The 13,924-nt window shown below is 56.0% G+C and carries 13 protein-coding genes and 1 pseudogene; 10 read left to right on the forward strand and 4 right to left on the reverse strand.

Annotation, left to right across the window (positions count from 1 at the left end; translation table 11 throughout):
• Positions 1 to 17 precede the first annotated feature (17 nt).
• The 5 genes from relA (at position 18) to queE (ending at position 7,383) form a co-directional block, all read left to right on the forward strand.
• On the forward strand, positions 18 to 2,252 hold the full coding sequence (gene relA / locus AC6I8M_RS15815; RefSeq protein WP_022549205.1) for a GTP diphosphokinase: 2,235 nt from the start codon (positions 18 to 20) through the stop codon (positions 2,250 to 2,252).
• Between the two features lie 253 nt (positions 2,253 to 2,505).
• Positions 2,506 to 3,264, forward strand: a complete 759-nt coding sequence (mazG, locus tag AC6I8M_RS15820) for a nucleoside triphosphate pyrophosphohydrolase (protein ID WP_010615612.1) — start codon at positions 2,506 to 2,508, stop codon at positions 3,262 to 3,264.
• 283 nt (positions 3,265 to 3,547) lie between these two features.
• Positions 3,548 to 5,185 (forward strand): glutamine hydrolyzing CTP synthase, encoded by a 1,638-nt coding sequence (pyrG, locus tag AC6I8M_RS15825; RefSeq protein WP_058948848.1) that lies wholly within the window; start codon positions 3,548 to 3,550, stop codon positions 5,183 to 5,185.
• Between the two features lie 77 nt (positions 5,186 to 5,262).
• Positions 5,263 to 6,555 carry a phosphopyruvate hydratase gene (gene eno / locus AC6I8M_RS15830; protein ID WP_010615610.1) on the forward strand — a complete coding sequence of 431 codons (1,293 nt, stop codon included), beginning with the start codon at positions 5,263 to 5,265 and terminating at the stop codon, positions 6,553 to 6,555.
• Between the two features lie 156 nt (positions 6,556 to 6,711).
• The gene (gene queE, locus AC6I8M_RS15835; protein WP_010615609.1) at positions 6,712 to 7,383 is read left to right on the forward strand and encodes a 7-carboxy-7-deazaguanine synthase QueE; all 672 of its coding nucleotides are present in this window, start codon (positions 6,712 to 6,714) and stop codon (positions 7,381 to 7,383) included.
• Between the two features lie 113 nt (positions 7,384 to 7,496).
• On the opposite strand, the gene AC6I8M_RS15840 is transcribed toward queE, so the two are convergent.
• Positions 7,497 to 8,381, reverse strand: coding sequence for an IS110 family RNA-guided transposase (locus AC6I8M_RS15840; protein WP_498013404.1), 885 nt, complete (start codon positions 8,379 to 8,381; stop codon positions 7,497 to 7,499).
• Positions 8,382 to 8,663: 282 nt separating this feature from the next.
• Positions 8,664 to 9,101 (reverse strand): universal stress protein UspA, encoded by a 438-nt coding sequence (gene uspA, locus AC6I8M_RS15845; RefSeq protein WP_010618664.1) that lies wholly within the window; start codon positions 9,099 to 9,101, stop codon positions 8,664 to 8,666.
• Positions 9,102 to 9,523: 422 nt separating this feature from the next.
• Here uspA and uspB point away from each other — a divergent pair, with 422 nt between their 5' ends.
• Positions 9,524 to 9,859 (forward strand): universal stress protein UspB, encoded by a 336-nt coding sequence (gene uspB, locus AC6I8M_RS15850; protein ID WP_010618665.1) that lies wholly within the window; start codon positions 9,524 to 9,526, stop codon positions 9,857 to 9,859.
• A 78-nt stretch (positions 9,860 to 9,937) separates the two neighbouring features.
• Here the strand turns inward: uspB and pitA are convergent, their stop codons facing one another.
• The gene (gene pitA, locus AC6I8M_RS15855) at positions 9,938 to 11,437 is read right to left on the reverse strand and encodes an inorganic phosphate transporter PitA (protein WP_010618666.1); all 1,500 of its coding nucleotides are present in this window, start codon (positions 11,435 to 11,437) and stop codon (positions 9,938 to 9,940) included.
• Positions 11,438 to 11,589: 152 nt separating this feature from the next.
• On the opposite strand from pitA, the pseudogene AC6I8M_RS15860 reads away from it, so the two are divergent.
• The 3 genes and pseudogenes from AC6I8M_RS15860 (at position 11,590) to AC6I8M_RS15870 (ending at position 13,144) form a co-directional block, all read left to right on the forward strand.
• Positions 11,590 to 12,690 (forward strand): annotated as a pseudogene (locus AC6I8M_RS15860) (BaiN/RdsA family NAD(P)/FAD-dependent oxidoreductase).
• The gene (locus AC6I8M_RS15865) at positions 12,639 to 12,851 is read left to right on the forward strand and encodes an NAD(P)/FAD-dependent oxidoreductase (RefSeq protein WP_498013500.1); all 213 of its coding nucleotides are present in this window, start codon (positions 12,639 to 12,641) and stop codon (positions 12,849 to 12,851) included. The pseudogene AC6I8M_RS15860 and the gene AC6I8M_RS15865 overlap by 52 nt, the downstream one beginning before the upstream one ends.
• Before the next feature lie 107 nt (positions 12,852 to 12,958).
• Complete coding sequence (locus AC6I8M_RS15870) at positions 12,959 to 13,144, forward strand: Hpt domain-containing protein (RefSeq protein ID WP_153005963.1); 186 nt, start codon at positions 12,959 to 12,961, stop codon at positions 13,142 to 13,144.
• Between the two features lie 288 nt (positions 13,145 to 13,432).
• Here the strand turns inward: AC6I8M_RS15870 and AC6I8M_RS15875 are convergent, their stop codons facing one another.
• A complete protein-coding gene (locus tag AC6I8M_RS15875; RefSeq protein WP_010618667.1) occupies positions 13,433 to 13,675 on the reverse strand; it encodes a hypothetical protein in 243 nt (80 codons plus the stop codon).
• 84 nt (positions 13,676 to 13,759) lie between these two features.
• On the opposite strand from AC6I8M_RS15875, the gene AC6I8M_RS15880 reads away from it, so the two are divergent.
• Positions 13,760 to 13,918, forward strand: a complete 159-nt coding sequence (locus AC6I8M_RS15880; RefSeq protein WP_318285219.1) for a hypothetical protein — start codon at positions 13,760 to 13,762, stop codon at positions 13,916 to 13,918.
• The last annotated feature ends 6 nt before the right edge of the window (positions 13,919 to 13,924 follow it).

Below are 13,924 nucleotides of genomic sequence, written 5' to 3' on the forward strand. Positions count from 1 at the left end.
CTGTGGCAGGAGAGGATATGGTTGCGGTTAGAAGTGCGCATTTAAATACGGCCGGGGAATTTGCCCTTGACCAGTGGATCGCCAGCTTGAGTATCAGTAATCCGCAATCCTGCGAACGACTGGCGGAAACATGGCGCTACTGTGAAGCCGAAACGCACGACCATCCAGATCAGGCTCTGCTGCTGTGGCGCGGTATTGAGATGGTGGAAATTCTCACCATGCTCAGTATGGATATCGACAGTCTACGCGCCGCGCTGTTGTTCCCGCTGGCCAATGCGAGCGTGGTGAGCGAAGAGGATCTGGAGAAGGCCTTTGGCAAAAGCATCGTCTCGCTGGTGCACGGCGTGCGCGATATGGATGCCATCCGCCAGCTGAAAGCCATTCACAACGACTCGATGGCCTCAGAGCAGGTGGATAACGTGCGCCGCATGCTGCTGGCGATGGTGGAAGATTTCCGCTGCGTGGTCATCAAGCTGGCAGAACGTATTGCCCATCTGCGCGAGATGAAAGATGCGCCGGAAGATGAGCGCGTGCTGGCGGCGAAAGAGAGCACCAACATTTATGCGCCTCTGGCCAACCGTCTCGGTATCGGCCAGCTCAAATGGGAGCTGGAAGATTACTGCTTCCGCTACCTGCATCCTGACGAATATAAGCGCATCGCCAAACTGCTGCACGAACGCCGCATCGATCGTGAACAATATATTGATAACTTCGTCGATAACCTGCGTAAAGAGATGCAAAAAGAGGGCGTGCGTGCGGAAGTTTACGGCCGTCCCAAGCATATCTACAGCATCTGGCGCAAAATGCAGAAGAAGTCGCTGGCGTTTGATGAGCTGTTCGACGTGCGCGCGGTGCGCATCGTCGCTGAACGCCTGCAAGACTGCTACGGCGCGCTCGGCACTGTCCACACGCTGTATCGTCATCTGCCAAGCGAGTTCGACGATTACGTCGCCAATCCTAAGCCAAACGGCTATCAGTCGATTCATACCGTGGTGCTGGGACCGCAGGGCAAAACGGTCGAGATTCAGATTCGTACCCGCCAGATGCACGAGGACGCTGAACTGGGCGTCGCGGCACACTGGAAGTACAAAGAAGGACCGACGGCCAGCAACGCACGCGATGCCGCAGGGCACGAAGAGCGCATCGCCTGGCTGCGTAAACTGATTACCTGGCAGGAAGAGATGGCGGATTCCGGCGAGATGCTGGAAGAGGTGCGCAGCCAGGTATTTGATGACCGCGTTTACGTGTTTACGCCGAAGGGCGACGTGGTCGATTTGCCGGCCGGTTCCACGCCGCTCGACTTTGCCTATCACATTCACAGTGATATTGGTCATCGCTGCATCGGCGCCAAAATCGGCGGCCGTATCGTGCCCTTTACCTATCAGCTGCTTCTGGGTGATCAGATTGAGGTGATCACCCAGAAGCAGTCGAACCCGAGCCGCGACTGGCTGAACCCCAACCTAGGCTATATCACCACCAGCCGCGGACGCTCGAAGATTCATGCCTGGTTCCGTAAACAGGATCGCGACAAAAATATCGCGGCCGGCCGGCAGATTCTGGATAACGAGCTGGGCCAGCTGGATATCAGCATGCGCGAAGCCGAGAAGCTTCTGCTGCAGCGTTATAACGTCAGCTCGCAGGATGAGCTGCTGGCGATGATTGGCGGCGGGGACATCCGTCTTAACCAGATGGTTAACTTCCTACAGGCGAAGCTCAACAAGCCGAGCGCCGAAGAGGAAGATCGCGAGGCGCTACGTCAGCTGACGCAGAAATCGCATCAGCCGTCGTCGGCGCGCAAAGAGAGTGGCCGCGTGGTAGTGGAGGGCGTCGGCAATCTGCTGCACCACATTGCGCGCTGCTGCCAGCCGATTCCGGGCGATGATATTGTCGGGTTTATTACCCAGGGGCGCGGCATTTCGATTCACCGCGCCGACTGCGATCAGCTCAGCGAACTGATTTCGCATGCGCCGGAACGTATTGTCGATGCGGTGTGGGGCGAAAGTTACTCCAGCGGTTATTCGCTGGTGGTACGCGTGACGGCCAACGATCGCAGCGGGCTGCTGCGCGACATCACCACCATCCTGGCCAATGAAAAGGTCAACGTGCTGGGCGTGTCCAGCCGCAGCGACACCAAAAAGCAGCTCGCTACCATCGATATGGATATCGAGATTTATAACCAGCGGGTGCTGGGTCGCGTGCTGGCGCGCCTTAATCAGGTGCCGGATATTATCGATGCGCGCCGCTTACATTAAGCCCTGCTGAGACCGGTGCGCAGCAATGCGCACCTTGGCAAAACCGCGTAATTACCCTGCAGGGTCGCCATTCATGGTGCGATGCCGTTCAGTTAAGTTTCGAACCTGTTCCACAGCGGTTGCGTTTTGGTAGCGGCGCAATTTATTGCGCGATAAATCGCGCCGCTACCAGTATTGTGCGACTTGTTGCTACCTTAACGAATCGGTATCACGCCATTCATGGCTTTTTTATCTTGTTGTTCCGGGGACTTTCATGACTGCTTTAAACCGCTTGCTCACCATCATGCAAACCCTGCGCGATCCGGTGCGCGGCTGCCCCGAGGATCGCCAGCAGACCTTTGCCTCTATCGCGCCGTACACGCTGGAAGATACTTATGAAGTTATCGACGCCATCCAGCGTGAAGACTTTGACGATCTGCGCGGCGAACTGGGCGATCTGCTGTTTCAGGTGGTGTTCTACGCCCGCATGGCCGAGGAACAGCAGCGTTTCAACTTCGATGACATCTGCAACGCCATCAGTGACAAACTGGAGCGTCGCCATCCGCACATCTTCGGTGAAGTCCAGGTCGATTCCACGGCCGAAGTGCTGAAAAGCTGGGAGGCGATCAAGCAGCGCGAGCGTGCGGAGAAGTCGCAGCACTCGGTGCTGGACGATATCCCTAAAGCGCTACCGGCGCTGATGCGCGCCTATAAAATTCAGAAGCGCTGTCACAGTGTAGGCTTCGACTGGGATAGCCTCGGGCCGGTGCTGGATAAAGTGCACGAAGAGATCGACGAAGTGATGCATGAAGCGCAGCAGGCCGTGATGGACAGCGACAAGCTGGAAGAGGAGATTGGCGATCTGCTGTTCGCTACCGTCAATCTGTCACGCCATCTCGGCAGCAAAGCGGAAACCGCGCTACAAAAGGCCAACGACAAGTTCGAGCGCCGCTTCCGCCAGGTAGAGAATATTATTCAGGCCCAGGGGCTGAGTATGGAACAGGCTACGCTGGCGCAGATGGAAGCCGCCTAGCAGCAGGTCAAAGCGGGCGAATAACCTTGTTCAACCTTTCTGCGCAGCGCAGGTGATTATTCCAGCGCTGCGCATAAAATCACAGCCTGAGCTTACTCGATTCAGCCAGTCGGCAGCTTTGTGACGTACGTCAACATTTCACCCGGCACTCTCCGCTATGTTACAGGCTGTAATGCGAGGAGGATGGTGTGATTCATCAATTGTGGCTGCGGACGACTTCGGGTATACTGTTTTCCCGTCTTGGTTATTCCACCGTCTTTAAACCTAAACTCTCAGGTTCAGCATGACAACGAATTATATTTTTGTGACCGGCGGGGTCGTTTCCTCTCTGGGCAAAGGCATTGCCGCAGCCTCCCTCGCAGCCATCCTTGAAGCACGTGGTCTGAATGTGACCATCATGAAACTCGATCCGTATATCAACGTCGATCCGGGTACCATGAGCCCTACGCAGCACGGTGAAGTGTTCGTCACCGATGACGGGGCCGAGACCGATCTGGATTTAGGTCACTACGAGCGCTTCATCCGTACCAAAATGTCGCGCCGCAACAACTTTACTACCGGCCGTATCTACTCAGAAGTGCTGCGCAAAGAGCGTCGCGGCGACTATCTGGGTGCGACCATTCAGGTCATCCCACACATCACCAACGCCATCAAGGAGCGCATCATTGAAGGTGGCGAAGGTCATGACGTCGTGCTGGTGGAAATCGGCGGAACCGTGGGTGATATCGAATCCCTGCCGTTCCTAGAAGCTATTCGCCAGATGGCGGTCGATGTTGGCCGTGAACACACCATGTATATGCACCTGACGCTGGTGCCTTACATGGCGGCGGCGAGTGAAGTGAAAACCAAGCCAACTCAGCACTCGGTTAAAGAGCTGCTGTCGATTGGTATTCAGCCCGACGTGCTGATTTGCCGTTCAGACCGCGCGGTGCCGGCCAACGAACGCGCGAAGATAGCCCTGTTCTGTAACGTGCTGGAAAAAGCGGTTATCTCGCTGAAAGACGTTGATTCGATCTACAAGATCCCGGGCCTGCTGAAATCGCAGGGTCTGGATGATTACATCTGCAAGCGTTTCAACCTGAGCGCGCCGGAAGCCAATCTGGCCGAGTGGGAGCAGGTGATTTATGAAGAAGCTAATCCGGGCGGCGAAGTCACCATCGGCATGGTCGGCAAATATGTCGAACTGCCGGATGCCTACAAATCCGTGATTGAAGCGCTGAAGCACGGCGGCCTGAAAAATCGTGTCACCGTTAACATCAAGCTGATCGATTCGCAGGATGTGGAAACGCGCGGCGTCGAAATTCTGAAAGATCTTGATGCTATCCTGATTCCTGGTGGCTTCGGTTACCGGGGTGTGGAAGGGAAATTGCTGACCGCGCAATACGCACGTGAAAACAACATTCCGTACCTCGGCATTTGCCTTGGAATGCAGATTGCGCTGATGGAATTTGCGCGCAACGTGGCCGGCATGGAAGGCGTCAACTCCACTGAATTTGTGCCAGACTGTAAGTACCCGGTGGTTGCGTTAATCACCGAATGGCGCGATGAAAACGGTAACGTTGAACAGCGCACCGAGCAGAGCGATCTGGGCGGCACCATGCGTCTGGGAAGCCAGCAGTGCCAGCTGACGCCGGAAAGCAAAGTGCGCCAGCTGTACGGCTCTGACGTCATTACTGAGCGTCATCGCCACCGTTACGAAGTAAACAATCTGCTGCTGAAGCAGATTGAAGCGGCGGGTCTGCACATCGCAGGCCGTTCCGGCGACGATCAACTGGTGGAGATCATCGAGATCCCGAATCATCCATGGTTTGTAGCCTGCCAGTTCCACCCGGAATTCACGTCGACCCCGCGTGATGGTCATCCGCTGTTCGCTGGCTTTGTGAAAGCCGCGCAGGAGCACCAGAAGCGTTTAGCGAAGTAAGAGTTTAACGAACAGCGCGCGAACTTTTCGCGCGTTGTTTGTCTTAGGATTGACTAACTTGTACTGAGGAAAATCGAATGTCCAAAATCGTTAAAGTCATCGGTCGCGAAATCATCGACTCCCGTGGCAACCCGACTGTAGAAGCAGAAGTGCATCTGGAAGGCGGTTTCGTTGGTCTGGCTGCTGCGCCATCAGGTGCATCAACCGGTTCACGCGAAGCACTGGAGCTGCGTGACGGTGATAAGTCTCGTTTCCTAGGCAAAGGCGTAACCAAAGCGGTTGCTGCGGTTAACGGCCCAATCGCTGACGCGGTAAAAGGCAAAGATGCCAAAGACCAGGCGAACATCGATAAGATCATGATCGAGCTGGACGGTACTGACAACAAATCCAACTTCGGTGCAAACGCCATTCTGGCGGTTTCCCTGGCAGCGGCTAAAGCGGCTGCAGCGTCTAAAGGCCTGCCACTGTACGCACACATTGCAGAACTGAACGGCACCCCGGGCAAATACTCTATGCCACTGCCAATGATGAACATCATCAACGGTGGTGAGCACGCGGATAACAACGTTGATATCCAGGAGTTCATGATTCAGCCGGTTGGCGCGAAAACCGTGAAAGAAGCCATCCGTATGGGTTCTGAAGTGTTCCATCACCTGGCTAAAGTCCTGAAAGCCAAAGGCATGAACACGGCGGTGGGTGACGAAGGTGGCTACGCGCCAAACCTGGGTTCAAACGCCGAAGCGCTGGCCGTTATCGCAGAAGCCGTTAAAGCAGCAGGCTACGAGCTGGGCAAAGACATCACCTTGGCGATGGACTGTGCAGCATCTGAATTCTACAAAGACGGCAAATATGTACTGGCTGGCGAAGGCAACAAAGCCTTCACTTCTGAAGAGTTCACCCACTTCCTGGAAGACCTGACCAAACAGTACTCAATCATTTCTATCGAAGACGGTCTGGATGAGTCTGACTGGAACGGCTTCGCTTACCAGACTAAAGTGCTGGGCGACAAAATTCAGCTGGTGGGCGACGACCTGTTCGTGACCAACACCAAAATCCTGAAAGAAGGGATCGAGAAAGGCATCGCTAACTCTATCCTGATCAAATTCAACCAGATCGGTTCTCTGACCGAAACCCTGGCTGCGATCAAGATGGCGAAAGACGCTGGCTACACCGCGGTCATCTCTCACCGTTCTGGTGAAACTGAAGACGCTACCATCGCTGACCTGGCGGTCGGTACTGCGGCTGGCCAGATCAAAACCGGTTCTATGAGCCGTTCTGACCGCGTTGCTAAGTACAACCAGCTGATTCGTATCGAAGAAGCGCTGGGTGACAAAGCGCCGTTCAACGGTCTGAAAGAAGTTAAAGGCTAGGCGTAATCGCCTGCGGATGTGGCTAAACGGCCACATCGCCTGACATCAGGCCCCGCCTCGTGCGGGGCTTTTGCTTTTTATGGCACGAAGCAGCTGTGAAGCGACGCACAAAATCTGCCATAATCTGCGCCTCGAATTTCTGACGTGAGTAAAAAAATGTTCTACCCGATTAACGAAATGTTCCAGACGCTGCAGGGCGAAGGTTTTTACACCGGCGTGCCGGCCATCTTTATCCGCTTACAAGGATGTCCGGTGGGCTGTAGCTGGTGTGATACCAAACATACCTGGGAAACGCGGGCGGATCTGGAGACGTCGCTGGGAGACATTCTGGTCAAAACCGTGGAGAGCGATGCATGGGGCAGCGCCGATGCGGCCACGCTGATTGAGACCATTCAGCGTCAGGGCTGGACCGCCCGCCATTTAGTGATCACTGGCGGTGAACCGGCAATTTTTGACTTACGTCCACTGACGGAAGCGCTGGAAACGGCCGGTTTTCAGTGTCAGATTGAAACCAGCGGCACGCATGAAGTGCACTGTTCCGCTGCCACCTGGGTGACGGTGTCGCCGAAGGTGAACATGCGGGGTGGCTACGATGTGCTGCCGCAGGCGCTGCAGCGTGCCGATGAGATCAAACATCCGGTGGCGCGCGAGCGGGATGTGGAAGCGCTGGATGCGCTGCTGGCTGGCCTGCAGGATGAGAAAAAGCGCATTGTGGCGCTGCAGCCCATCAGCCGTGGCGAGGCGGCGACCAGACTGTGTATTGAAACCTGCATTGTCCGCAACTGGCGGCTTTCGATGCAGACGCACAAATACCTGAACATCGCCTGATTCACCCGATGCGCATCAATGCGCACCCTATGACAAACGGCAACGGTTGTGGGATTGTATCCGATGCGCATGAATGCGCATCGGGCCATATTTTGTAGATACCGTCTTGCCGGTTACCTGGCAAGACATATTTCGGCATCGAACGGACGACCCGACTTCAGCACACCATAAGCCAGCTGCAGCAGCTTCTTCAGCAAACTTACCGCCGGATTCCACTTCATCGCCACTATCGCTGGCATGTACAGGGCCTTGCGCATCGCGCTGTTGCCCATCTTCGATATCCTGCTTTTGCCCTTCCACTCACCGGACTCCTGCCGCATCGGATTCAGCCCCACCCACGCCACAAGAGCCTTGCTGCTGCTGAACCTCGACATGTCCCCCATATACGCCAGCATCGTGCTGCCCAGCACGCCCGGGATGGACTCCAGCAGTTCCCTGTTCTTTTTAAGGCCCGGGTCATTGTCAATATGGTCGTTTATTGCCCGCTTCGTTTCGTCTATCTGCGCATCCAGCGCCGCAATGACCACGCGGATTGAGGGCTGCACCACCGCATCCGATACCTCCAGCCGGTTCTCTTCCATCTGCCGCATTTCCTGAAGATTCGTCAGGCGCTTCACCAGCGCTTTCAGCCTGCGTTCATTCAGCGGCGCCGGCTGCCACAGCGATGGGCCGTGCAGTTTACAGTAGCGCGCTATCATGCGCGCATCGTCTTTATCCGTCTTATTCCGGCTCAGCTCGGCCTGCCCGAAGCGCCTGATGCGCGCAGGATTTTCCACGCTGACATCATAGCCTTCGTCGTGCAGGAAGGTGGCCAGCGGCTCACTGTACGCGCCGGTAGCCTCCATGCAGATATGGCAGCAGCCGAACGGCTCCAGCCATTTTTTCAGGGCGATAAAGCCCTTAGGGGTGTTGGGAAAGACTTTGGTTTTGTAAGACGTGTCGCCTTTCCAGACGGCCACATCAAACTTTCCGGAGGCAATATCAATGCCGACAGGCATACGGGTTTGTATAGATTCTCCTTAACAGCACAGGGAAACCGCCATGACCATCCTTATGGATGCGTGCTCGGGGCACAGGATACCGTCCGGTCTTGAAGGCGGGAGTTAAGTTGCCGGGGATGAATCCACAAAGCAGGCTTTATGCCCAGGGGTCGCCCCCATCTCACCAGCAACTTCCCGATGATCAGTCGGGGATCATCATACCCGGAGGAGAATGATCGGGATATAAGGGTCGCCATTCATGGCGACCGAATCCGGTCCCGGCGACCCCACGCCTCGCGGTTATTCCTCTTCCTCATCGCGCAGCGGCACAATCAGCATATCGATATGCACGGTATTGATCAGCTGGCGCGCTGACGACATCAGCTTGCTCCAGAAATCCTGATGATGCCCACACACCACCAAATCGACATCGTATTTTTTAATCGCGTCCACCAGCACTTGGCCGAGATCGCCGCTGCCGCTCAGGGTTTCGCTAATCGGATAACCGGCATTGGTGGAGAGCTCGCGCAGCGCGGTGTGCGTCTCTTCCGAAATACGCTTCTGCATATCGCCGAGGTTGACGTCAATCAGCCCTGTGTAGAGATCTGAATAGTTCACATCAACGTGAATCAGCGAGATTTTTGCATCGTAAGGATGGGCCAGTAATACTGCTTTATCAACCAGTAACTGGCTTTCCGGGGAAAGGTCTACTGCAATCAGGATGTGTTTATAAGCCATGATAAAACTCCTTTCTCAAGATTCTGGGGCAACCCGAATTCCTGCCGTTCGGCTGGCGTAATCCTTTGCGCGTAACGGCGATGAAGCGCCACCAACCACGATGTCAGCCACGCAGGCGAATAATTGTTATATCCCGAGTATAGCCAGAGTGGGTAGCAAATGCTGCAAACCGAAGCCCGGTTGTGAGTCAGATCATGGGTTATCGCTTTTTTCGCTCGCGCTGAACGAAAATCATCGCTGGAAAAAATTTAAACAGATCTCCTACACTGACAATGAGGGCCACTCCCGTCCGGGTAGTGCACTCAGGTCCGCATAACAACAATGCAATTCGATTCATCTGTGGCTGGCTTATTCCCCGTGGGGCGTCTGCAGCTTTTCCTCGCTGCAGGTAACGTCATTGCGGCTCCAGCCGGGAGGGGAACATGATCAGCACTATCGCGCTTTTTTGGGCTCTGTGTGTGGTTTGTCTGGTGAATATGGCGCGTTACTTCTCATCGTTGCGCTCACTGCTGGCGGTGCTGCGCGGGTGCGATCCGTTGCTGTATCAGTATGTTGATGGTGCCGGTTTCTTTACGTCCCACGGTCAGCCGAGCAAGCAGGTGCGGCTGGTGCGCTATATCTGGGAGAAACGCTATCGCGATCACCACGACGATGAATTTATTCGTCGCTGCGAGCGGGTGCGCGGTCAGTTTGTTCTGACCAGCGGGCTGTGTTTTCTGGTGGTGGTGAGCCTGATCGCCTTAGCGATTTGGCACTGAGAGGGGGAGCGGGTTCTGTAGCGGCGCGCTGTGTTGTATTCGCAACGCACCACGACAGAACCGTGCAACGCTGAAGCGTTAAATCAGCTTCAGCGCAATCCAGTACAGCGAGCCAGACAGCAAAATACACACCGGCAGGGTAAATACCCATGCCATCGCGATATTTTTGATGGTGCGGCTCTGCAGCCCACCGCCATCTACCAGCATGGTACCGGTAACCGACGATGACAGAATGTGCGTGGTCGAAACCGGCATCCCGATGTAGCTGGCGATACCAATCGACACCGCAGCCGTTACCTGGGCTGACATGCCCTGCGCATAAGTCATGCCTTTTTTACCGATCTTCTCGCCGATGGTAGTCGCCACGCGGCGCCAGCCAATCATGGTACCGATGCCGAGCGCCAGTGCGACCGCCACGATAATCCATACCGGCGCATACTCGATGGTGCCGAGCAGATCGCCTTTCAGCTTATTGAGGAAGCGCTTATCGTCGGCGCTGGTCTCCGGCAGCTTAGCGGCTTTGTCCGCAGTGTCGGAGATGCACAGCAGCAGACGACGCATCTGACCGCGCTGGTCAGGCGTGAGATCGCTGTAGCTCTGCAGATTACCCAGCAGACCCTGCGCCCGGTTTATCGCATCGAGCGCACGGGAGCTATCACAATGGAACTCCTGCGGGCCGCCGAGCGACTCTTCCGGCGTCGGCACCGCCGGTGGTGCCATATGCACAATGTGCGTCAGCGACTGGCCGTGCTGCTGGTAATACTGTTCCAGATGGTTCACCGCGTCGCGCGTACGGGTGATGTCATAACCGGAGGCATTCATATTCACCACAAATCCCGCCGGCGCGACGCCGATCAGCACCAGCATGATCAGGCCGATGCCTTTCTGACCGTCGTTGGCACCGTGCGAGTAGCTCACGCCAATGGCGGAGACAATCAGCGCGATACGCGTCCAGAACGGCGGCTTTTTCTTGCCGTCGATCTTCTCGCGGTCAGCGGGCGTCATGTGGATGCGAGCCCGTTTCTTGGTGCTGCTCCAGTAGCGACGCAGCAGGAAAATCAGGCCACCCGCAATGATCAGACCGACAATCGGTGACAGAATCAGGGAGAGGAAAATATTGATGACTTTCGGCAGGTTCAGCGCATCCACCACCGACGTGCCGGTCATCAGCGCATTTGTGAGACCAATACCGATGATGGCGCCGATCAGCGTGTGCGAACTGGACGCCGGTAAGCCGAGATACCAGGTACCGAGGTTCCAGATAATCGCCGCCAGCAGCATGGAGAACACCATGGTGAGCCCATGCGCCGAACCGACGTTCAACAGCAAATCGGTTGGCAGCATATGCACGATGGCATAGGCCACGCTCAAACCGCCGAGCAGCACACCTAAGAAGTTGAACACACCGGCCATCACAACCGCCAGTTGCGCCCGCATCGCACGGGTGTAAATGACTGTAGCGACAGCGTTGGCAGTGTCGTGAAAGCCGTTGATTGCTTCGTAAAACAACACAAACAGCAGAGCAAGAACCAATAACAGGCCGGTGCTTAGGTCAAGACCAGCAAACAGATGTAGCATAAACGTTACGCCATTTTGGAGGACATGAACGCGGCGCATTATCTGCGACAACGTGCGTTATGGGAAAGAAAAATATAGCTATTTTTTGTCTTAAATTTGTCATCCGGCAGGTAATTAAAGGCAAAAAGACCGCAAAATGAGCAAGTTACAATATGACACATTTACGGCAATTTTTTGTCGCTGGCGCGAAAAGCCGCAGATCTCTACAATCCAATCAGCGCCTTTCAATCAGGTGGGTTAAGGCAGTGGAAAAGTTTGACGTTATCATCATTGGTGCAGGCGCGGCCGGCATGTTCTGCGCGGCGCAGGCCGGGCAATTGGGCCGTCGCGTGCTGCTGCTGGATAACGGCAAGAAAGCGGGGCGCAAAATCCTGATGTCCGGCGGCGGCCGCTGCAACTTCACTAATCTGTACACCGAACCGGCGGCGTATCTGTCGCATAATCCGCACTTCTGCAAATCGGCGCTGGCGCGCTACACCCAGTGGGATTTTATCGATCTGGTTAATCGTCACGGCATCGCATATCACGAGAAAACTCTTAGCCAGCTGTTCTGCGATGATTCGGCGCAGCAGATTGTTGATCTGCTGCTGAAGGAGTGTTAAGCCGGCCAGGTGACGCTGCGGCTGCGCAGCGAAGTGCTGAGCGTGGCGCGCGACGACGACGGCTATACGCTGCAGCTGAATGGCTCGGCGGTTCGCGCGGAAAAACTGGTGATCGCCAGCGGTGGTCTGTCGATGCCGGGACTGGGGGCAACACCGTTCGGTTATAAGGTAGCGGAACAGTTTGGCCTGCGCGTGCATCCGACGCGCGCCGCGCTGGTGCCGTTTACGCTGCACAAGCCGCTGCTGGAGCAGCCGAACACACTTTCCGGCGTGGCGCTGCCGACCACCATCACCGCTCAGGACAGCACGCTGTTTAAAGAGGCGATGCTGTTTACCCACCACGGCCTGTCCGGTCCGGCGGTGCTGCAGATCTCCAGCTACTGGCAGCCGGGCGAGTTTGTCACCGTCAACCTGTCGCCGGAGACCGCGCTGGACGATTTTATCGACGTGCAGCGCGCGGCGCATCCCAACCTCAGCCAGAAAAACAGCCTGCCGAAGCGGCTGGTGGAAGTGTTGCAGGAGCTGCAGCAGATTCCAGACGTGACGCTGAAGCAGCTCAACAGCAAGCAGCAGAGCGAGCTGGTCACTACGCTGCACCAGTGGCGCGTGCAGCCCAAACGGCATCGAAGGCTATCGCACCCGCCGAAGTGACGCTAGGCGGCGTGGATACTACGCAGCTGTCGTCAAAGACCATGGAAGCGCGCGATGTGCCGGGGCTCTATTTCATTGGCGAAGTGGTGGACGTGACGGGCTGGCTGGGCGGCTACAATTTCCTGTGGGCGTGGAGCTCGGCGTGGGCGCAGGCGATTTAATTTTTTGATAGTAGAGTGGTTTTTCCCTCACCCTAACCCTTATGTCTTGCCGGTCATCCGGCAAGACGGTATCTCTCCCGGCGGGAGAGTGAACTGGCCGGCGCTGGCTGCATCGGCTGGGCGGGTCGGCGCAGATCATTTACGCCGGCGAGATCGATAATCTGTGCGGACAGATCGAGCGCGCCTGCCAAAGCGCTGAAGATCATGAGGTCATCCGCGAAGGGCTACACCTGCTGGAAGAGAAGCTGGATACGCTGAACCAGTCGGCAGTGCATTATTTACAGGCGTCGTGATGGAGCGGGGTGGTTTATCGCGTTGATCATGCTGGTATTACATGCAGCGGATAACCGCACGGTTAGTAGCGGCGCAATTTATTGCGCAATGACGTTTATCTAAGCAAACATTTTCATCTTCACGCCGGTGCGCATGAATGCGCACCCTACGGTACTGTGCAACCTTGCTACAAGCGTGCATGAATGTGCCTGACGACAAAACCTGTCCCGCATCGTTGTAGGGGGCCATTTATGGCGACCAAATCATTTATCGCCAGCTATTCACCACCGCTTCCCTTGTTATTAATTTTAAAACGCCACTTTCAATCCGCCCAGCACATTCCAGTCGCTCAGGCCGGGGCGATCCAGCCGCTGCTGCGCCTGCAACTGCGTGCCAATCTCCACGTTTTCATGCAGCTGCCAGCTGACGTAACTGCCCATCTTTGCGCTGTGACGGGCGCGCTCAATTGGTAATCCGCGCATATCGCCGGCATCCAGCGTATTCTGCCTGCCGCTGTGCCAGACATAACGCGCCTCCAGCCCAAGCTTCACTGACTACAGCGGCTGATAATCATACTTAACACCGCCAGCTAGGCTGAACTGCGGCGCCAGCTGATAGTCCACCTATGCACCCTGTTGCTCCGTAAAATCCGCAATATGCAGCCACTGCACACCGGCTGCGGCCAGCGGCATCAGGCTATGCGCATCCTGCTGCCAGCGCCAGCTCGCTTCTGCGCCGATATTGCCGCTAACGGCGCTGATCCGCGCAACTTCACCCTGGGTTTCATGGCGTAAGGTGCC

Source organism: Type-A symbiont of Plautia stali, assembly GCF_059731155.1.

What these genes read in the sequence shown, in the direction of transcription:
- relA (WP_022549205.1), top strand. Translation starts at nt 18, where the DNA reads ATGGTTGCGGTTAGAAGTGCGCATTTAAATACGGCCGGGGAATTTGCC.
- mazG (WP_010615612.1), top strand. Translation starts at nt 2,506, where the DNA reads ATGACTGCTTTAAACCGCTTGCTCACCATCATGCAAACCCTGCGCGAT.
- pyrG (WP_058948848.1), top strand. Translation starts at nt 3,548, where the DNA reads ATGACAACGAATTATATTTTTGTGACCGGCGGGGTCGTTTCCTCTCTG.
- eno (WP_010615610.1), top strand. Translation starts at nt 5,263, where the DNA reads ATGTCCAAAATCGTTAAAGTCATCGGTCGCGAAATCATCGACTCCCGT.
- queE (WP_010615609.1), top strand. Translation starts at nt 6,712, where the DNA reads ATGTTCTACCCGATTAACGAAATGTTCCAGACGCTGCAGGGCGAAGGT.
- AC6I8M_RS15840 (WP_498013404.1), bottom strand. Translation starts at nt 8,381, where the DNA reads ATGCCTGTCGGCATTGATATTGCCTCCGGAAAGTTTGATGTGGCCGTC.
- uspA (WP_010618664.1), bottom strand. Translation starts at nt 9,101, where the DNA reads ATGGCTTATAAACACATCCTGATTGCAGTAGACCTTTCCCCGGAAAGC.
- uspB (WP_010618665.1), top strand. Translation starts at nt 9,524, where the DNA reads ATGATCAGCACTATCGCGCTTTTTTGGGCTCTGTGTGTGGTTTGTCTG.
- pitA (WP_010618666.1), bottom strand. Translation starts at nt 11,437, where the DNA reads ATGCTACATCTGTTTGCTGGTCTTGACCTAAGCACCGGCCTGTTATTG.